This is a genomic window from Tenacibaculum soleae, assembly GCF_030549005.1.
Classification (GTDB): Bacteria; Bacteroidota; Bacteroidia; order Flavobacteriales; family Flavobacteriaceae; genus Polaribacter; species Polaribacter soleae.
The window spans coordinates 181894-202081 of sequence record NZ_JAUOSW010000003.1; the positions used below are offsets into that span (position 1 = coordinate 181894).

The following is a 20188-nucleotide window of genomic DNA, read 5'->3' on the forward strand; positions in this document are numbered from 1 at the left end:
TCTCTTACTTTTGTTCGCTATGATAAATAAAAAAGAAAAAGATTGGTTTAAAAACAGAGGATACCCACATTTTTCTAATAAGATACCAACATCTGTTAGAGAAAAAGTAAAAACCTATATTTCTAACTCTAAAAAAATAGCAAAGCACTCTTTTTTACCTTTAATTTTTAAAGAAATTAAACAACGCAGGTATAAAGAATCTGAATTTAAAGGAGAATTTAGACGTTCGCATAAAAAAATGAATGAAGCTGATAAAATGGTTTCTAATTCTAAAATTAGAGAAATTTTATATGCAACTCATATAGATGCACATGTTTATTCTTATTATACACAAAAAATAATTACTCCTAAATATGAAACCTATTTAAGAAAAAACGAATTACTATCAAGCGCCATAACAGCATATAGGCAAATAGAAACAGCCGATAAACTAAAATTTAAAAACAACGTACATTTTGCTAAAGATGTTTTTGATGAAATAAAAAAAAGAGAAAATTGTGTTGCACTGGTTTTAGATATTGAAAATTTCTTTCCTTCTCTAAATCATAAAAAATTAAAATTGGCTTGGGCAAAAATTCTTGGTCACAAAAGCTTGCCAAAAGATCATTTTAATATTTTTAAAGCTGTTACAAGGTTTTCTTATGTAAAATTAAATGATCTAAAAACAAAAAATAATCACTTTGATGAAAAGGAATTGGCTAAACATAAAAAAAATGGTAAACACACGTTCTTTGATAACATACATGAGTTATTAGAATCAGATATTATAATTCATAAAAATCAAAAAAAGAATAAAAACAAAGAGTTAATTGGTATTCCGCAAGGTTTACCAATAAGTGCATTACTTGCTAATATGTATATGCTAAGTTTTGATGAAGCTGTAATTAATGAACTTACCATAAAACATAATGTATTTTACAGGCGATATTCTGATGATATTGTGGTGTTATGTAAAGAAAATGAAATAAATTTTGTTCAAGATTTTATTATAAATGAAGTTGCAAAAATTGATTTAAAAATATCAAAAGAGAAAACAGAAAAAACACTTTTTAAAATAACTAATAATCGTTTACAGTCCTTTAAAATAAAAAAGGATAATAGTTTGCAAGAGAACTTTCCTTTAAACTATTTGGGTTTTGAGTTTTATGGATATCAAACTTTAATAAAGTCTAAAAATCTTGCGCAGTTTTATAGAGAAATGAAACAAACTGTAAAAAGAAAACATAAAAGAGTTGAGCATATTAAAGAAACCTTACTACTTGATGAAGCTCCTTTATTTAAAAGGAAACTTTATAGATCATATAGTTACAAAGGCGTTAAAACAAGAGAGTTACCAGCAAAAAAAACTGATTTCGTAGAAGGGAAAGCTATAACAGAATATTACCATAGAAAATTTAGAGGAAACTACTTGCGTTATGCATATAGGGCTTCTGAAGATTTAAATGCTCCTGAAATAAAAAGACAATTACGTAATCACTGGAAAATACTTCAGAAAACAATTAATAAATACGATTTCTCTAATATCAAAAACAAATAACACCTGTGGTTTTCAATAACAATTACATGTGTTTTTATAATCGGTTGCTGTATATTTGCTTATTCAATTAATTTTATTTTCATTTAAATGAGCACAACATTGTTATTAATTATCACTATCGTTTCTGGATTAATTTTAGGCGGTTTTATAGGCTATTTATTAGGTAAGTTAAACCTAAAAAATGTAACAGATATTTTAGAAAAAGAAAACAATACGCTTAATGCTAGTATTAAAAATTTTGAGATTCAAAAAAGCGAAAGAGAAAAAACAGTTGCACAACAAAAAGAAGATTTATTACTTCGGATAGAAAATCAAGCTAAAGAAACGGAAGAGGTTCGTAGAGAAAAAGAATTTTTATCGGTTGAGTTAGCTCGAAAAAATGAAGAACTTAAAAACTTACAACTTAAATTAAGTGAAAATAAAGAAGAGGTTGAAAAACTACAAGATAAATTCACCAAAGAATTTGAAAACTTAGCGAATAAAATTTTGGATGAAAAATCGAATAAATTTACTGAACAGAATAAAGAGAATATTAAAAATATTTTAAATCCGCTTCAAGAAAAAATTAAAACTTTTGAAGATAAAGTTGATAAAACTCATAAAGAAAGTATTGATTATCATTCAGCTTTACGCCAACAAATTGTAGGCTTAAAAGAAATGAACTTACAAATGAGTAAAGAAACTATTAACTTAACCAAAGCTTTAAAAGGTGATAGTAAAACACAAGGTAATTGGGGTGAATTAGTGTTGGAACGTGTTTTAGAAAAATCAGGATTAGAAAAAGATAGAGAGTATTTTGTGCAACAATCTTTTACAAATGATGATGGTAAGCGTGTTTTACCCGATGTTGTTATTCATTTACCTGATAATAAAAAAATGATTGTTGACTCAAAAGTTTCTTTAACTGCCTATGAACAATTTGTAAATACAGATGATACTCAAGAAAAAGAACGCTTTTTAAAAGAGCATGTAAATTCATTAAAGCGTCATGTAGAGCAATTATCAGAAAAAAAATATGAAGATCTTTATAAAATAGCTTCGCCAGATTTTGTATTACTTTTTGTGCCAATTGAACCTGCCTTTGCAGTAGCTTTAAATCAAGACAATACCTTATATAATAAAGCTTTTGAAAAAAATATTGTAATTGTAACACCAACCACGCTACTAGCTACTTTACGTACTATTGATACAATGTGGAATAATGAAAAACAACAACGAAATGCTTTAGAAATAGCAAGGCAAGCGGGTGCTTTGTATGATAAATTTGAAGGTTTATTGCAAGATTTAATTGGTATTGGTAAAAAAATTGATGCTTCTAAAGCTGATTACAATAGCGCTATGAATAAGTTAGTTGATGGTAGAGGAAACCTAATAACAAGTGTAGAGAAACTTAAAAAAATGGGAGCCAAAGCTAAAAAGGCATTACCACAAAAAATTATAGAACGTGCAAACGATAATGAATAAAAAAAGCAGCCAATTGGCTGCTTTTTTTATGTTAAAGTATATTGTTTTACATTACAAATAACCTTCTAGCGCTCATCATTTCTTCTACTTTATTAGCAATTTCTAACAAAGCTTCGTCATTATCATGGTTTTTAATTGCTTCATCAATAAAATCAACAACTATTTGCATATCTTCTTCAAGTAAACCACGCGTAGTTATAGCTGATGTACCAATACGAATACCTGAAGTTACAAACGGACTTTGAGTATCAAAAGGAACCATATTTTTATTTACCGTAATATCAGCTTTTCCTAAAGCAATTTCTGCATCTTTACCTGTAATATCTTTATTTCTTAAATCAATTAACATACAGTGATTGTCTGTTCCACCAGAAATAATATCATATCCTTTTGCTACAAAAGCTTTCGCCATTGCTTGTGCATTTTCTTTTACTTGAATTTGATATTCTAAAAATTCATCCGTTAAAGCTTCACCAAAAGCAATTGCTTTTGCTGCAATAACATGCTCTAATGGCCCACCTTGATTTCCTGGAAAAACAGCAGAATTAATCAATGTAGACATTTTCTTTAGTTTTCCTGATTTTAATTTTAATCCAAACGGATTTTCAAAATCTTTACCAATCATAATCATTCCTCCACGAGGTCCACGTAATGTTTTGTGTGTTGTTGTGGTAACAATATGACAATGCGGTAATGGATCAGATAAAATACCTTTTGCTATTAAACCTGCCGGATGCGAAATATCAGCCATTAAAATAGCACCTACACTATCAGCAATCTCTCTAAATTTTTCAAAATTCATATCGCGAGAATAAGCCGAAGCTCCTGCAATAATTAACTTTGGTTTATGTTCTTTAGCTTGCTGCTCTAAATGATTGTAATCAATAAGTCCAGTAGCTTTATCTACTCCATAAAAAACAGGATTGTATAATTTACCTGAAAAATTTACTGGCGACCCGTGTGTTAAATGCCCTCCGTGAGATAAATCAAAACCTAAAATAGTATCTCCAGGATTTAAACACGCTGCAAAAACAGCTGTATTTGCTTGCGAGCCTGAGTGTGGCTGTACATTTACATATTCTGCGCCAAATAACTCTTTTGCTCTATCAATCGCTATTTGTTCTACAACATCTACTACTTCACATCCACCGTAATAACGTTTACCAGGATATCCTTCCGCATATTTATTAGTTAAAATAGAACCTTGCGCTTGCATTACTTGCTCACTTACAAAGTTTTCAGAAGCAATCAACTCTAAACCATTTAGCTGACGTTCTTTCTCTTCTTGAATTAAATCAAATATTTGATGATCTTTTTGCATTTTTTGTGTTGTTAAATAAGTAACCAAAAATACTAATTTTATTAATTAATTTTTAAGCAATTGTTATCTAATTTTAAACATAAATTAACTTGCTTACTTTTTTTATAAAAATTATTTTTTTTCAGTTTCATATTGGTTTTAATTGAAAAAAATATGTAGGTTTGAGTTTAAAATTAAACACTACAACTTTAATGAAAATAACTGCAAATAATCCTAATAGAAAATCTTGGTTAACTGTTGATAAAAACTCTGATTTTCCGATACAAAATATTCCTTTTGGAGTATTTATTACGAAAGATGATATTATAACAATTGGTACAAGAATTGGTGATTTTGCTATTGATTTAGGAGCTTTACACCAATTAGGGTACTTTGATGGCATTCCGTTAACAGATGATATTTTTTTACAAGATACCTTAAATGATTTTATTGCTGATGGACGTAAAACTTGGCGTTTAGTACGTAATAGAATTGCCGATGTTTTTGATGTTACCAATGGTAAATTACGAGACAATGCTGAACATAAAGACAAAATAATTTTTAGAATGGATGAAGTTGAAATGCAACTTCCTGTTTCTGTTGGTGATTATACCGATTTTTATGCGAGTAAAGAGCATGCAACCAATGTAGGTTCATTATTCCGTGATCCAGAAAATGCATTGTTACCAAACTGGTTACACATACCTATTGGATACCATGGTAGAAGCTCTTCTATTATTCCTTCAGGGACACCAATTCGTCGTCCTGTTGGGCAACAACGCCCTAGTGAAGGAAGTACAACTCCTAACTTTGGTCCTTCAAAATTATTAGATTTTGAATTAGAAATGGCTTTTATTACAACGGTTGCAAATGATTTAGGAGATAGAATTCCGATTGAAGATGCTGATGAATATATTTTTGGGTTGGTTTTATTTAATGATTGGTCTGCTCGTGATATACAAGCTTGGGAATATGTGCCTTTAGGACCTTTTTTAGGTAAAAATTTCGCTTCAACAATTTCTCCTTGGATTGTAACTTTAGATGCTTTAGAGCCTTTTAGAGTTGATAATCCAAAACAAGTACATGAACCTTTGCCATATTTGAAAAAAGAAGGTAAAGATAGTTTAGATATTAACTTACAAATGGCAATTCAACCAGAAGGTAAAGAAGAAACTATAGTTTGTAACTCGAACTTTAAGTATATGTATTGGACGATGGCGCAGCAATTAGCACATCATACCGTAAATGGATGTCCTGTAAATGCTGGAGATATGATGGGATCTGGTACTATTTCTGGACCTACAAAAGACAGTTTTGGTTCGATGTTAGAATTAACTTGGAGAGGACAAAATCCTATAAAAATGAATGATGGTTCTGAACGTAAGTTTATCAACGACCACGATACAGTTATTATGCGTGGTTATTCTCAAAACGATCAAGTTCGTATCGGATTTGGAGAATGTACTGGTAAAATTTTACCTGCTATTGAATAACAAAACATCTATTCAAAATTATTTTTATAAAAAAAGCAGCAATTTAAAATTGCTGCTTTTTTGTTTTAATATGTATATCTTAAGTTAACATTCCTCCATCAACAGACAAAGTTTGACCTGTAATATAAGCACTCATATCAGAAGCTAAAAATACACAAGCGTTTGCAATATCTTCTGGAGTACCTCCTCTTTTTAAAGGAATTTCATTTCTCCATCCTTCTACTACTTTTTCATCTAACTTTGCAGTCATTTCAGTTTCAATAAATCCAGGAGCAACTACGTTACTTCTAATATTACGAGAACCTAATTCTAAAGCTACAGATTTTGAAAAACCTAAAATTCCTGCTTTTGAAGCTGCATAATTAGCCTGACCTGCATTTCCTTTTAATCCAACAACAGAACTCATGTTTATAATTGACCCTTTACGTTGTTTCATCATTGGGCGAATAACAGCTTTTGTTAAATTGAAAACCGATTTTAAATTAACTTCAATAACTTTATCAAAATCATCTTCAGAAATACGCATCAATAAATTATCTTTGGTAATACCTGCATTGTTAATTAATACATCAATACTACCAAATTCTGCATGTACTTCTTTAGCTAATTCTTGTGCTGCATCAAAATCTGCTGCGTTAGATTGATATCCTTTTGCTTTTACTCCTAAAGCTATTAATTCATTTTCTAAAGCAGTTGCAGCTTCTACAGATGAACTGTATGTAAAAGCAATATTTGCTCCTTGTTTTGCAAACTCTAAAGCTATTCCTCTTCCGATTCCTCTAGAAGCTCCGGTTATAATAGCTGTTTTATTTTCTAATAATTTCATTACCTAGTTGTTTTGATAGGTCAAATATAAAAATAAAAATCCTGCTAAAGAATAGTCTTTAGCAGGATTTTAAATAGTTCTAATTTATTTTATTAAGATTTAATCTTTTTTTCATTTACATAATTAAACAAATAATCTATATCTAGCTCTTTAATTTTACCTAACTTTTTTAAAGATTCAACATTTAAATCCTTTTTATTACCAATAACCATAACATTGTAAGATTCCCCTTTTACATTTTTATCAAAAAATGCTTTTAAATCTTCCATTTTCATGTTTTTGATAGTATTGTACATCGCTTCTCTATGATCATTATCAATACCTCTTTTCTTTAAACCTTCATAAGTCCAAAAAATATTAGATTTAGTAATACGTTGCGCTGCTAATTTTTTTAATGTAGATTCTTTTGCTGCATTAAATTGCTTTTCTGCTTCTGGCATGTTGTTCATTAAATCCATCATAGCATCAACAGCTTGCTCTAATTTATTAGCCTGCGTACCTACATAAGCCATAACATAATTTGAGTCTCCTTTTTTAGAAGCATTACTATATGAGGCAAATGCAGAGTATGCTAATGATTTAGATTCTCTAATTTCTTGAAAAACGATTGATGATAATCCACTACCAAAATACGTATTAAATAAGGTTGATGCTGCTAAGTTTTCTGCTTTAAAAGGCTCTCCTTTAGCTAAAAACATCATTTCAGTTTGCACCATATCATAATTTGTAAAAAATACATTTCCACCAGTTTCTGTTTCTTTGTATTCTTTTGCAGGTGGATATTCTTTTAATTCACCATATAATTTATGACTTTTATTTAATGATGCCACAGCTGTATTTACATCTTTACCATAATAAAAAACTCGCTGTTTATAGTTTTTCATGTCTTTAACTATAGCTACTAATTCTTCAGGATTTATGGCTTTTAACTCATCAATTTGCATGATATCTCTTAACCTAGAGTTTTCTCCATATTTACCATAGTTCATTAAACCACCAAATAAGATATTTCCTTTTTGAGTTTTTCCATTTTCACGTCCTTTCTGAATTTTAGCTACATATTTATCATAAGCTTCAGAATCTGCTTTTGCATTATCCCATAAATGCTCTAATAACTCTAATCCTTTGGGTAAATTTTCTTTTAACCCATTTAATCCTACATATGTTTTGTCGTTTCCTGTACTTACATAATAAGAAATTCCTAATTTATAAAACTCTTTCTTTAACTCTTCAGCAGTATATTTTTCAGTACCAAGGTATTCTAAATACCCAGCTGCTAACGATAATTTTTTATCATTATCACTTCCCATATCAAAAATGATATTCATATCAAATAAATCATTTTTTTCATTTTCTACATAAGAAACTTTAATCCCATTAGCTGTTTTAGTTTCTTTAATAGCAGTTTTATAATCTACAAACTGAGGCTGTAAAGGTGCTGATTTAATTTTATTAAATTCAGTAACATATGCTGAAGTTTTTCCTCTATTTAAATTTACTGGAGTAATACCAGGGTTAGATACTTTTACTATATTTTTATCAGCTCCTTTACGTTTATATGTTACAACGTAATTATTTTGGTAAAATTTATTTGCAAAATCTACTAATTCTTGTTTAGTAATTTTCTTTAAATCATCTAAGAACTTTACTTTATCTGCCCAATTTTCATGGTGAATAAATGCATTAAAGTAAGCAGATGCTAAAGCCGTATTATTTTCATACTGACGCGTTTGGCTTAATTTTAAGTCATTTACAACCGCATCAATCATCCATTCGTCAAACTCACCTTTTTTTAACTTTTCAACTTGCGCTAATAATAAATCTTTAACTTCATCTAAAGTTTGACCAGATTTTGGTGCTCCTGTAAAAGAGTGGTAGCCATAATCATTTAAAAATGTTGGTGAACATCCTGCATATTGTACTGCTTGTTTTTGATTTAAATTTAAATCGATTAAACCTGCATTACCATTAGCCATAATCATATCACAAAGTGTTACAAACTTTTCATCTTTAGTATTTACACCACCTGAACGGTAAGCAATAGAGATTGATTCAGAAGTTGGTCCAAAAACCTCATTAATAACTGGGCTAGTTATTGGTTCTTCTTTTGGTAATGTTGGGTGTGTTAATTCTTTCTTTTCAAACTTACCAAAAGTATCATTTACTTTTTTAATAGTTGCATCAAAATCTAAATCACCAACTAAAACGATTGCCATATTATTTGGTACATAATATTTATCAAAATAGTTATGAATATCTATCATCGAAGGGTTTTTTAAATGTGCTGCTATACCAATTGTTGATTGTTGTCCATAAGGGTGATTAGGAAATAAATCTTTTAACATTGCTGCATAACGTTTTCTTCCGTCATTATCCTGTCCTCTATTAAACTCTTCAAAAACAGCTTCTAATTCCGTGTGAAATAAACGTAATACTAACGTACTAAAACGCTCTGCTTCAACATTCAGCCACTTATCTAATTCGTTTGTTGGTATTTTGTTTTTATATACCGTTTCTTCAAACCAAGTATGTGCGTTTGTACCTGTTGCACCTAATGAACTGATCATTTTGTCATATTCATTTGCAATTGAATAATTAGATGCTTCTAAAGAAACTTTATCAATTTCTTTATACAATGCTAATTTTTTAATAGTATCTGTTTCAGCTCTATGTTGTTCATACAAATCAGAAATCTTATCTAAATAAGCTTTTTCTTTTTCCCAATCAGCAGTACCAATTTTGTGAGTTCCTTTAAACACCATATGCTCTAAATAGTGTGCCAAACCTGTTGATTCTTTTGGATCATAATTTGAACCTGCGCGAACAGCTATATAGGTTTGAATTTTAGGTTCATCAGTATTTTTACTTAAGTATACTTTTAAACCATTGTCTAATGTATACAAACGTAAACCTGTTGGGTCGTTTGTAACCGTTTCATAATTATAACCATTAGCATCAGATTGCTTTTCGGTTTTTATTTCTTTCTCTAAAGAGTTTGTTTGCTTACACCCTACTATTGATATAAGTACCATGCTAATAAATAGCATTTTGATTGTTTTCATGTAAATTTGTTTTTTTATTAAATGTAAAAATCCGTTGAATTTACAAATTCAACGGATTAAAAAATAATATATTATGATATTTTAACAGTTTTTATAAAACTATGCTAAAACTTTTGCAACCATTTCACCAATTTTTGCAGGAGATTCAACAACGTGAACTCCATTTTCTGCTAAAATTTTCATTTTTGCTTGAGCGGTATCATCATCACCACCTACAATAGCTCCGGCATGTCCCATTGTTCTACCAGCTGGTGCAGTTTGACCTGCTATAAAACCAACTACTGGTTTACGGTTACCATCAGCTTTTATCCAACGAGCAGCTTCTGCTTCTAAATTACCTCCAATTTCACCAATCATAACGATTGCTTCAGTTTCATCATCATTCATTAATAACTCAACAGCTTCTTTTGTTGTAGTTCCAATAATTGGATCTCCTCCAATACCGATTGCAGTTGTTATACCGAAACCTTGTTTTACAACTTGATCAGCAGCTTCATAAGTTAAAGTACCTGATTTAGAAACAATACCTACTTTTCCTTTTTTGAAGATAAACCCTGGCATAATACCAACTTTAGCTTCGTCTGGTGTAATAACTCCTGGACAGTTAGGTCCAACTAGAGTACAATCTAATTGATCAATGTATGATTTTACTTTAACCATATCAGCTGTAGGAATTCCTTCAGTAATACAAATAATTACTTTAATTCCTGCCTCAGCAGATTCCATAATAGCATCAGCAGCAAAAGCTGGTGGTACAAATATAATAGAAGTATCTGCTCCTACTTTTTGTACAGCCTCATCAACTGTATTAAAAACTGGCTTACCTAAATGCTCTTGACCTCCTTTACCTGGTGTTACACCTCCTACGACATTTGTACCGTAATCGATCATTTGACCAGCGTGAAAAGTACCTTCACTACCTGTAAATCCTTGAACTATAATTTTTGAATCTTTATTTACTAAAACACTCATTGGTATATTTTTATTTAAATTTAAGCTTCACAAAAATAGTTTTTTGTAATTGATTTGTGAAACTTTTATTTCTTTTTTTGTTGTTTTATTAATCGTTTTATTTCAGCCAATTCTTTTAGCTTATTTCTTGATTCTGAAACTGGTGTTCCGAAGTACGATTTACCTCCTTCAACCGATTTTGTAACTCCAGTTTGACCAAGTATTACAGCTCCTTTACCAATGGTAATTCCGCTATTGGTACCTACTTGCCCCCAAATAGTTACTTCATCTTCAATTATAACACACCCTGCAATACCTGTTTGTGATGCTATCAAGCATTTTTTACCGATAATTGTATCATGCCCAACATGTACTTGGTTGTCTATTTTAGTTCCTGCTCCAATAGTTGTATCTCCGGTAACTCCTTTATCAATAGTACAAGAAGCTCCTAAATCTACATTATCTTCTAAAACTACCCTACCTCCTGATATTAATTTATCAAATCCTGTAGGCCTATTTTTATAATAAAATGCATCTCCTCCTAATACTGTATTCGCATGAATGGTAACATTATTACCTATAATTGTATTACTATAAATAGTAACGTTAGGGTGAATTACACAGTTTTTTCCGATTTGAACATCGTTACCTATAAAAACATTCGGCTGAATAATGGTTCTTTCTCCAATAATGGCGTTTTCAGATATACTTTCTTTTGATGCTATAAAGGGGTTAAAATGTGTTGTTATTTTATTGAAATCACGAAAAGGGTCATCTGATATTAATAATGATTTCCCATCTGGGCAATCAACTTCTTTGTTTATTAATATTGTTGTTGCTGCAGAATTTAATGCTTTTTCGTAATATTTTGGGTGATCGACAAAAACAATATCTCCTGATTCTACAACATGAATTTCATTAATCCCTTTAATTGGAAAATTTTTATCTCCAACAAATGTTACTTTTAATAAATTTGCTATTTGCTCTAAAGTTTGTATTTCTTTAAATTTCATTTTTAAAAAGAAATTCCCGCTAAAGCGGGAATCGTTTTATTCTTTAATACGTTCTTGATAGGTTCCTTTTGTAGTTTCTATCTTAATTTTATCTCCCTCATTAATAAATAAAGGTACATTTACACGAGCACCAGTTTCAACAGTTGCCGGTTTTGTTGCATTAGTTGCTGTATTACCTTTTACACCTGGTTCGGTATGTGTAACTTCTAAAATTACACTCGCTGGCATATCAACAGATAAGGGCATTTCATCTTCAGAGTTAATAATAATGGTAACTACTTCTCCTTCTTTCATTAAATCAGGTGCATCTAAAGCACTTTTTTCTAAAGTAATTTGAGAATAATCAACTTGATTCATAAAGTGAAATGTTTCGCCTTCTCTATATAAATATTGAAACTTGTGTGTTTCAACTCTAACATCATCAATTTTTCTTCCTGAAGGAAAAGTATTATCAACAACTTTACCGTTGGTTACACTTTTTAATTTTGTTCTTACAAAAGCAGGTCCTTTTCCTGGTTTAACATGCAAAAATTCAACAACTTTATAAATATCGTTGTTATATCTCATGCATAGTCCGTTTTTAATATCTGATGTTGTAGCCATTTTATAATTTTTATATTTTGTTGATAAACAATCAACTATTTAATTTTTATGTTTAATTTGATTTAAAATATCCTTTCATAATACCACGATGTGAGTCTTTTATAAACTGAATAATTTCATCACGTTCTGAAGTTGCCTCCATTTCTGCTTCAATAATATCTATTGCTTGTGAATTATTGTAATTCTGTTGAAATAAAATTCTAAATATATCTTGAATTTCTCTAATTTTTTCTGTCGTATAACCTCTTCTACGTAATCCTACTGAGTTAATCCCTACATATGATAAAGGTTCACGTGCTGCTTTTACATACGGAGGAACATCTTTACGCACTAAAGACCCACCTGTTACAAAAGCATGATTACCTACTGATGCAAATTGATGTACTGCTACCATACCTGCTAACACTACATTATCGCCTACAGTTACATGTCCTGCTAAAGTGGTATTATTAGAAAATATACAATTATCACCAACAAAACAATCGTGTGCTATGTGGCAATATGCCATTATTAAGCAGTTGTTACCAATAACTGTTTTCATTCTATCCGAAGTTCCTCTATTAATGGTAACGCATTCTCTTATTGTAACATTATCACCAATAACAACAGTAGTTTCCTCATCATTAAATTTTAGGTCTTGTGGAATTGCTGAAATCACTGCTCCTGGAAAAATTCTACAATTTTTACCTATACGAGCACCTTCCATAATTGTTACATTAGACCCAATCCACGTTCCTGAACCTATTTCTACATTAGAGTGTATGGTTGTGAAAGGTTCTATCACCACATTTCTAGCTATTTTTGCTTGAGGGTGTACGTATGCTAGTGGTTGATTCATATTTATTTTACTTTTGATATTTGTGCCATTAATTCGGCTTCAGCAACTATTTTACCGTTTGCATATGTATATGCTTGCATATGACAAATACCTCTTCTTATTGGGGTAATTAACTCACATTTAAAGGTTAAAGTATCACCTGGTAGTACTTTTTGCTTAAATTTAACTTTATCCATTTTCATAAAATAAGTTAAATAATTTTCTGGGTCAGGTACTGTATTTAGTACTAAAACCCCACCACATTGTGCCATTGCTTCTACTTGTAATACTCCTGGCATTACTGGAGCTCCTGGAAAATGACCTACAAAAAAATTTTCATTCATTGTTACATTTTTCATTCCCACTACATGTTTATCAGATAGCTCAATAATTCGATCAATTAATAAGAATGGTGGTCGGTGTGGAAGCACATCCATGATTTGATGAATATCCATTAATGGAGGAAGATTCAAATCATATTGTGGTACATTATTTCGTTTTTCTAACTTTATTATTTTAGCTAATTTTTTTGCAAATGATGTATTTATCGCATGCCCAGGTTTGTTTGCAATAACTTTACCTTTTATACGCGTACCCACTAATGCTAGATCACCAATAACATCTAATAATTTATGTCGTGCAGCTTCATTGGCCCAGTGTAGTTCTAAATTATCTAAAATTCCGTTAGATTTAATTTTTATATCATCTTTATTAAAAGCTTTTTTTAATTTTTCAGTTGTACTTTCTGATAATTCTTTATCTACATATACAATTGCATTATTTAAATCTCCTCCTTTAATTAAGTTATGTTCTAATAACATTTCTATTTCATGCAAAAAGCTAAAAGTTCTTGCTGCAGAAAAATGTTCTTTAAATTCAGAAATTTTATTTAATGTAGCATTTTGGGTTCCTAAAATTTTAGTTCCAAAATCAACCATAGTGGTTATTTGATATTCATCAGCAGGCATTAAAATAATTTCACTTCCTGTTACTTCATCTTTATATGAAATAATTTCTTTTACAACGTATTCTTCAACAGGAGCGTCTTGTGTTACAATTATTGCCTCTTCTAACGCTTTTATAAAAAACTTTGATGAACCGTCCATTATTGGTGGTTCAGAAGCGTTAATTTCAATAATTAAATTGTCTATTTCTAATCCTACCGCTGCTGCTAAAACATGCTCTGATGTTTGTATTTGAACGCCTTTATTTTCTAAATTAGTCCCCCTTTCTGTATCGGTTACAAATTCAGCTTTTGCTTGAATTATTGGTGCTCCTTCTAAATCAACTCTTACAAATGCAAATCCGTGATTTACTGGAGCTGGTTTAAATACCATTGTTACTTCATTACCTGTATGTAATCCTACACCTGATAATGTAATTTCGTTTTGTATTGTTTTTTGTTGCTTACTCATTTTTTATTTTTTGAGCATTTAACTCTTTTTCAATTTTATGTATTGTTGATGCTAGTTTTGGTAAATTTTTAAAGTAAACGTATGATTTACTATAATCACCATAACCAAAAGCTGGTGTTCCTTGAACTACATCATTATCTTTTATGCTTTTAGCAATACCTGATTGTGCTTGTATTCTAACATTATTACCTATAGTAATATGACCTACTATACCTACTTGCCCGCCAATCATACAGCTTTCTCCTACTTTTGCCGAACCTGCAATACCTGTTTGTGAGGCTATTACTGTGTTTTTTCCTATTTCTACATTGTGAGCAACCTGTATTTGATTGTCTAGTTTTACACCTTCTTTTATAATTGTTGATCCTAATGTAGCTCTGTCTATTGTCGAATTTGCTCCAATGTCAACATTATCTTCTATAATAACATTTCCTATTTGAGGTATCGTTTTATATATACCACTTTCAGTAGGTGCAAAACCAAATCCATCTGAACCAATAATGCTTCCTGAATGAATTTTACAATTTGTTCCTATTTCAGTTTCAGAATATATTTTTACCCCTGCATAAATTGTAGTATTATCTCCTATTTTCGTGTTATCACCAATATATGAATTCGGATAAATTTTTACATTTTTACCTAGTACAACATTCTCTCCGATATAACTAAATGCACCAATATATTCATTGCTTCCAATTAAAGCTGTTTTAGCTATAAAATGAGGATTTTCTCTTCCTTGTTTGTTATTTTTAACTTCATTATAAAAAGCTAATAATTTAGAAAATGCTTCATAAGCATCTTTAACTTTTATTAGCGTTGTTTCGGTTTCTTTTTCTAGCTCAAAATCACTATTTACAATAACTACAGTAGCTTTTGTAGAATAAATATATGGATTATACTTAGGATTAGATAAAAAAGTCAAAGAGCCTTTTTCACCTTCTTCTATTTTAGAAAGCTTAGACACTTCTGCTTCAGGATTCCCTATAATTTCTCCTTCAAGAATTTCTGCTATTTGTTTTGTTGTAAATTTCATTAAATGCAAAAGTAATTATTTTTGTTTAATTACCTCTTATTAGAATTGTTTAACAATTAAAGTAATTTTATTTTTTAGGATAACATAAGTAATATTTTACCACTGGTTTTGATAAAGCTTTTAAGTTTAATTGATCTGATGCTTTTGCTATATCTCTTAGCTTACCTTTTTTTGTATATATTTTTATTGGTTTATTAGTATTGTATGCTTGATGTTTTATTTTATTTGATAGTACAAAGTAATTTAAATCTTCTTTTTTAATTATATTATTTTCTAAAACTGCTTTATAAATTGTTTTTTTATAACTTTCTTTAAAAGGTTCATCTTGCATTTCAATTTTTAATAAATTTCTATGAATAATCATTTTGGATAAAGAAGATAAAATAAAATCTTTATGATGTATCCACTCTTTTATTGCTGACATAACATCATAATCATCTAATTCAGAAAATATTTTTAATGTATCGTTTGTAAAATTATCTTTTGAAATAGGATTGTACAAAAAATACCTCAAAGCTCTTCCTGCCGGTAAATCAATACCTTTTGTTGCTAATTCCTTGGCTCTTTTTAAAACATTAACCAAAGTATTTTCGGCTACTAAACCTGTTTTATGTAAATATACTTGCCAATACATTAAACGACGTGCTATAATAAATTTTTCGACAGAATAAATTCCTTTTTGCTCAATAACCAATTCGTCATTTACTACATTCATCATTGCAATTAAACGATCCGACGAAATATTACCTTCAGCAACACCTGTATAAAAACTATCTCTTTTTAAATAATCTAATCGATCAATATCTAATTGACTTGATATTAACTGATATAAAAATTCTCTATGATATTTCCCTTCAAAAATTTGAATAGCTAAACTTAACTGACCATTAAACTCTTCATTTAAAGCACGCATAAATTTTAACGAAATTTCTTCATGCGAAACTCCATTTACAATACTGTGTTCTAATGCATGCGAAAAAGCACCATGTCCTATATCATGTAATAAAATAGCTAAGTATACAGCATTTGCTTCATCATCAGAAATAATAACATTTTTATTTCTTAAAACATATACTGCCTTTTGCATTAAGTGCATACAGCCAATTGCATGATGAAAACGTGTGTGATTTGCACCAGGATATACCATATTTGACAATCCCATTTGTGAGACTCTTCGTAACCGCTGAAAATAGGGATGCTCAATAATATCAAATATTAAAGAATTTGGAATAGATATAAACCCGTATATAGGGTCGTTTATAATTTTTAATTTATTCGTTTTTTGATTGTTCAAAATGTATAAATACTTCAATTTTAAACAAAAGAATCATAATTTATCAACAAAACCAAATTAACAAAAGCTTTATTAACGTATTTTTAGCTTTTAAAAACACAACAAATTAATTTTTGAGCGTTATTTTTATTGTAAACACACTAAAATTACATGAAAAACATACATATACTTTGGGTTGATGATGAAATAGATTTATTAAAACCACATATTTTATTTTTAGAAAAGAAAAATTACTTAGTAACTACATCTACAAACGGAGCTGATGCAATAGATTTTGTTGATGAGCAAAATTTTGATATTGTTTTTTTAGATGAAAATATGCCCGGAATTACTGGGTTAGAAACCTTGGCAGCTATTAAACAAAAAAACGCGAACCTTCCTGTGGTAATGATTACTAAAAGTGAAGAAGAGTATATTATGGAAGAGGCTATTGGATCTAAAATTGCAGATTATTTAATAAAGCCAGTAAACCCAAATCAAATATTATTAAGCTTAAAGAAAAACTTAGATCATTCACGCTTAATTTCAGCAAAAACAACGGCTAATTATCAACAAGAATTCCGAAAGATATCGATGGATTTAGCTATGGTAAACTCTTACAAAGAGTGGGTTAATCTTTATAAAAAATTAGTCCATTGGGAACTTGAGCTTGAAAACATAAATGATACTGGAATGTTAGAGATTTTAGAATCTCAAAAATCGGAAGCAAATGCTCACTTTTTTAAATTCATCAAAAAAAACTATCAAAAATGGCTTACCGCTGATGATAAACCTACCTTTTCTCATACATTATTTAAAAACTATGTAGTACCAACGCTTTCTAAAAATCAAGGTGTTTTATTGGTGGTTATCGACAATCTTCGATATGATCAATATCGTGTATTAGAACCTTTTATAAATAATTATTACAAAAAAGAAGAAGAACACTCCTATTATAGTATACTACCTACGGCTACTCAATATGCTCGTAACGCCATATTTTCAGGATTGATGCCATCTGAAATGGAAAAAAAACACCCTAGTTTTTGGAAAAATGATACCGATGAAGGTGGTAAAAATTTGTTTGAAGCCGATTTTTTAGAAGCACAAATACAAAGATTAAAATTAAATATTAAACACGAGTATTATAAAATTGTATCGCTTAAAAGCGGAAAAGAATTGGCAGATAATTACAATGGTACAAAGCAAAATGATTTAACCGTCGTTGTTTACAATTTTGTAGACATGTTATCGCATGCTAAAACCGAAATGGAAGTTATAAAAGAACTTGCTGGCGATGATAAAGCTTATAGATCTTTATCGGTTAGCTGGTTTAAAAACTCTCCTTTATATGAAATTATTCAAAAAGCTCAAAAATTAGGTCAAAAATTAATCATAACCACCGACCATGGTACAATAAACGCTAAAAACCCAACAAAAGTAATTGGTGACAAAAATATAAGCGCTAATTTACGATACAAAACAGGAAGGAGTTTAAGTTTTGATGATAAAGACGTGTATGCTGTTAAAAATCCAAAAGATATTTTTTTACCTAGCATCGGTATCAATAGCCCTTTTATTTTTGCTAAAGAAGATTTGTTTTTTGCTTATCCAAACAACTATAATCACTTTGTTAAATATTATAAAAACACCTATCAACATGGTGGAATATCCTTAGAAGAAGTAATTATTCCTTGTGCCATATATGAACCAAAATAGTTATTTGATATTTTAATTAAGAAACCTATTTTTGTAGTTATGAACAAAAATTATTCTTTAAACGAATTAACCCAAATAGCTAAAGATGTTTTAAAAAATGCTCCACAAAAAATATTACTTTTTTATGGAGATATGGGCGTAGGAAAAACAACTTTAATAAAGGAACTTTGTAACGTTTTAGGTGTTAAAGATGTAGCCCACTCACCTACTTTTTCTTTAGTTAACGAATATCAAACAAGCAATAATGATACTGTATATCATTTTGATTTTTATCGCATAGAAAACGAAGAAGAAGCTTACGATATGGGGGTTGAAGATTATTTATACAGCAATAATTGGTGTTTTATTGAGTGGCCCGAAAACGTTAAAAATTTATTACCTTTAGATGCTGTTGTTGTAAAAATTAGTCTTTTAGATAACGAACAGCGTAATATTCAACTAACAATCAAATAACAATTAATGAGCATAACTTCACCTTTTACCAAAGAGCAATTAATGCCACAACCCGAAATGCTTGAAATAAAAAGGCAGAAAGGTGAATTATTTATAGGTTTACCCAAAGAAACACATTTTGAAGAAAAACGCATCAGTTTATCTCCCGATGCTGTTTCTGCGTTAATAGCAAACGGCCATCGAGTAGTTATAGAAACCGGAGCTGGTAATGGCGCAAAATACAGTGATAAAGAATACGCTGATGCAGGGGCAAAAATAACCTATGACACTAAAGAAGCTTTTGGATGTAATGTTGTTTTAAAGGTTGAGCCACCATCGTTAGATGAAATTAAAATGTTAAATCCACAAACGGTTTTAATATCTGCATTACAATTAAAAACACAAAGTAAAAAATACTTTGAAGCCTTAGCTAAAAAAAGAATTACAGCCATTGCTTTTGACTATATAAAAGATGAACATGGCGTATATCCAATCGTAAAATCATTAAGTGAAATTGCTGGTATTGCATCTATGCATATTGCTGCCGAATTAATGACAACCTCAAACGGAGGTAATGGTTTACTATTAGGTAATATTGGTGGTGTTCCGCCAACTGACATTGTTGTTTTAGGCGCAGGTACCGTAGGTGAATTTGCTACACGATCTGCAATAGGTTTAGGTGCTCGTGTAAAAGTTTTTGATAATTCTATTACCAAATTACGAAAACTACAACACTGTGTACAATCACCAATTTACACATCAACAATACAACCTAAAACATTAGCAAAAGCGTTAATGCGTTGTGATGTTGTTATTGGAGCCATTAGAGGTAAAGATCGTTCACCTGTAATTGTTACTGAAACTATGATTGAACAAATGAAAGACGGCGCCGTTATTGTTGATGTTAGTATTGATCGTGGTGGATGTTTTGAAACTTCAAAAATAACTACACACAGTAAACCTACTTTTACACAGCATGGCGTAATCCATTACTGTGTACCAAACATACCGTCTAAATACGCACGAACTGCTTCAGTATCTATCAGTAATATTTTTACCCCATACTTATTAAATATTGCTGAAGAAGGTGGATTTGAAAACGCAGCACGTTTTGATAAAAGTTTACGCAACGGAATGTATTTTTACCATGGTATTTTAACCAATAAAACGGTTGCTGATTGGTTTGATTTACCTTATAATGATATTAATTTATTAATATTATAATAGGTTTTTTACTTACTTTTGCAATC

General features: G+C 30.1%; 16 protein-coding genes. 6 read left to right on the plus strand and 10 right to left on the minus strand.

Going from position 1 to position 20188, the window contains the following annotated elements:
• Window positions 1-19 precede the first annotated feature (19 nt).
• Together Q4586_RS05375 and Q4586_RS05380 are read left to right on the plus strand one after the other, a co-directional pair.
• Window positions 20-1537: a reverse transcriptase domain-containing protein gene (locus Q4586_RS05375; RefSeq protein WP_303527063.1), complete on the plus strand. Its 1518-nt coding sequence runs from the start codon at window positions 20-22 to the stop codon at window positions 1535-1537.
• Window positions 1538-1624: 87 nt separating this feature from the next.
• Window positions 1625-3001 carry a DNA recombination protein RmuC gene (locus Q4586_RS05380; protein WP_303527066.1) on the plus strand — a complete coding sequence of 459 codons (1377 nt, stop codon included), beginning with the start codon at window positions 1625-1627 and terminating at the stop codon, window positions 2999-3001.
• Between the two features lie 46 nt (window positions 3002-3047).
• On the opposite strand, the gene glyA is transcribed toward Q4586_RS05380, so the two are convergent.
• The gene (gene glyA, locus Q4586_RS05385; RefSeq protein WP_068705859.1) at window positions 3048-4322 is read right to left on the minus strand and encodes a serine hydroxymethyltransferase; all 1275 of its coding nucleotides are present in this window, start codon (window positions 4320-4322) and stop codon (window positions 3048-3050) included.
• Between the two features lie 191 nt (window positions 4323-4513).
• Between glyA and fahA the strand changes: the two genes are divergently transcribed.
• Window positions 4514-5794, plus strand: coding sequence for a fumarylacetoacetase (gene fahA / locus Q4586_RS05390; protein WP_303527476.1), 1281 nt, complete (start codon window positions 4514-4516; stop codon window positions 5792-5794).
• Window positions 5795-5873: 79 nt separating this feature from the next.
• On the opposite strand, the gene fabG is transcribed toward fahA, so the two are convergent.
• The 9 genes from fabG to Q4586_RS05435 all read right to left on the minus strand — a co-directional run bounded on the left by fabG (window position 5874) and on the right by Q4586_RS05435 (window position 16808).
• A complete protein-coding gene (gene fabG / locus Q4586_RS05395; protein WP_068705855.1) occupies window positions 5874-6620 on the minus strand; it encodes a 3-oxoacyl-[acyl-carrier-protein] reductase in 747 nt (248 codons plus the stop codon).
• 92 nt (window positions 6621-6712) lie between these two features.
• Window positions 6713-9682, minus strand: a complete 2970-nt coding sequence (locus Q4586_RS05400; RefSeq protein WP_068705853.1) for a M16 family metallopeptidase — start codon at window positions 9680-9682, stop codon at window positions 6713-6715.
• Window positions 9683-9781: 99 nt separating this feature from the next.
• Window positions 9782-10654 carry a succinate--CoA ligase subunit alpha gene (gene sucD, locus Q4586_RS05405; protein WP_068705851.1) on the minus strand — a complete coding sequence of 291 codons (873 nt, stop codon included), beginning with the start codon at window positions 10652-10654 and terminating at the stop codon, window positions 9782-9784.
• A gap of 65 nt (window positions 10655-10719) precedes the next feature.
• On the minus strand, window positions 10720-11646 hold the full coding sequence (locus Q4586_RS05410) for a UDP-3-O-(3-hydroxymyristoyl)glucosamine N-acyltransferase (RefSeq protein WP_303527073.1): 927 nt from the start codon (window positions 11644-11646) through the stop codon (window positions 10720-10722).
• A gap of 36 nt (window positions 11647-11682) precedes the next feature.
• Window positions 11683-12249: an elongation factor P gene (gene efp / locus Q4586_RS05415; protein WP_068705847.1), complete on the minus strand. Its 567-nt coding sequence runs from the start codon at window positions 12247-12249 to the stop codon at window positions 11683-11685.
• A gap of 52 nt (window positions 12250-12301) precedes the next feature.
• Window positions 12302-13087, minus strand: coding sequence for an acyl-ACP--UDP-N-acetylglucosamine O-acyltransferase (lpxA, locus tag Q4586_RS05420; protein WP_068705845.1), 786 nt, complete (start codon window positions 13085-13087; stop codon window positions 12302-12304).
• Between the two features lie 2 nt (window positions 13088-13089).
• Entirely contained in the window at window positions 13090-14481 is a 1392-nt protein-coding gene (locus Q4586_RS05425) for a bifunctional UDP-3-O-[3-hydroxymyristoyl] N-acetylglucosamine deacetylase/3-hydroxyacyl-ACP dehydratase (RefSeq protein WP_303527082.1), read from the minus strand.
• Window positions 14474-15514 (minus strand): UDP-3-O-(3-hydroxymyristoyl)glucosamine N-acyltransferase, encoded by a 1041-nt coding sequence (gene lpxD / locus Q4586_RS05430; RefSeq protein WP_068705841.1) that lies wholly within the window; start codon window positions 15512-15514, stop codon window positions 14474-14476. The genes Q4586_RS05425 and lpxD overlap by 8 nt, the downstream gene beginning before the upstream one ends.
• 67 nt (window positions 15515-15581) lie before the next feature.
• A complete protein-coding gene (locus Q4586_RS05435) occupies window positions 15582-16808 on the minus strand; it encodes an HD domain-containing protein (RefSeq protein ID WP_303527087.1) in 1227 nt (408 codons plus the stop codon).
• 150 nt (window positions 16809-16958) lie between these two features.
• Between Q4586_RS05435 and porX the strand changes: the two genes are divergently transcribed.
• The 3 genes from porX to Q4586_RS05450 are packed head-to-tail and all read left to right on the plus strand — an operon-like array spanning window position 16959 to window position 20162.
• A complete protein-coding gene (gene porX, locus Q4586_RS05440) occupies window positions 16959-18506 on the plus strand; it encodes a T9SS response regulator signal transducer PorX (RefSeq protein WP_303527089.1) in 1548 nt (515 codons plus the stop codon).
• Between the two features lie 39 nt (window positions 18507-18545).
• Window positions 18546-18959 carry a tRNA (adenosine(37)-N6)-threonylcarbamoyltransferase complex ATPase subunit type 1 TsaE gene (gene tsaE, locus Q4586_RS05445; RefSeq protein ID WP_068705835.1) on the plus strand — a complete coding sequence of 138 codons (414 nt, stop codon included), beginning with the start codon at window positions 18546-18548 and terminating at the stop codon, window positions 18957-18959.
• Between the two features lie 6 nt (window positions 18960-18965).
• Entirely contained in the window at window positions 18966-20162 is a 1197-nt protein-coding gene (locus Q4586_RS05450; RefSeq protein WP_271405067.1) for an alanine dehydrogenase, read from the plus strand.
• The last annotated feature ends 26 nt before the right edge of the window (window positions 20163-20188 follow it).

Coding starts and splice junctions, on each gene's coding strand:
- Q4586_RS05375 (WP_303527063.1), top strand. CDS start 20: ATGATAAATAAAAAAGAAAAAGATTGGTTTAAAAACAGAGGATACCCA.
- Q4586_RS05380 (WP_303527066.1), top strand. CDS start 1,625: ATGAGCACAACATTGTTATTAATTATCACTATCGTTTCTGGATTAATT.
- glyA (WP_068705859.1), bottom strand. CDS start 4,322: ATGCAAAAAGATCATCAAATATTTGATTTAATTCAAGAAGAGAAAGAA.
- fahA (WP_303527476.1), top strand. CDS start 4,514: ATGAAAATAACTGCAAATAATCCTAATAGAAAATCTTGGTTAACTGTT.
- fabG (WP_068705855.1), bottom strand. CDS start 6,620: ATGAAATTATTAGAAAATAAAACAGCTATTATAACCGGAGCTTCTAGA.
- Q4586_RS05400 (WP_068705853.1), bottom strand. CDS start 9,682: ATGAAAACAATCAAAATGCTATTTATTAGCATGGTACTTATATCAATA.
- sucD (WP_068705851.1), bottom strand. CDS start 10,654: ATGAGTGTTTTAGTAAATAAAGATTCAAAAATTATAGTTCAAGGATTT.
- Q4586_RS05410 (WP_303527073.1), bottom strand. CDS start 11,646: ATGAAATTTAAAGAAATACAAACTTTAGAGCAAATAGCAAATTTATTA.
- efp (WP_068705847.1), bottom strand. CDS start 12,249: ATGGCTACAACATCAGATATTAAAAACGGACTATGCATGAGATATAAC.
- lpxA (WP_068705845.1), bottom strand. CDS start 13,087: ATGAATCAACCACTAGCATACGTACACCCTCAAGCAAAAATAGCTAGA.
- Q4586_RS05425 (WP_303527082.1), bottom strand. CDS start 14,481: ATGAGTAAGCAACAAAAAACAATACAAAACGAAATTACATTATCAGGT.
- lpxD (WP_068705841.1), bottom strand. CDS start 15,514: ATGAAATTTACAACAAAACAAATAGCAGAAATTCTTGAAGGAGAAATT.
- porX (WP_303527089.1), top strand. CDS start 16,959: ATGAAAAACATACATATACTTTGGGTTGATGATGAAATAGATTTATTA.
- tsaE (WP_068705835.1), top strand. CDS start 18,546: ATGAACAAAAATTATTCTTTAAACGAATTAACCCAAATAGCTAAAGAT.
- Q4586_RS05450 (WP_271405067.1), top strand. CDS start 18,966: ATGAGCATAACTTCACCTTTTACCAAAGAGCAATTAATGCCACAACCC.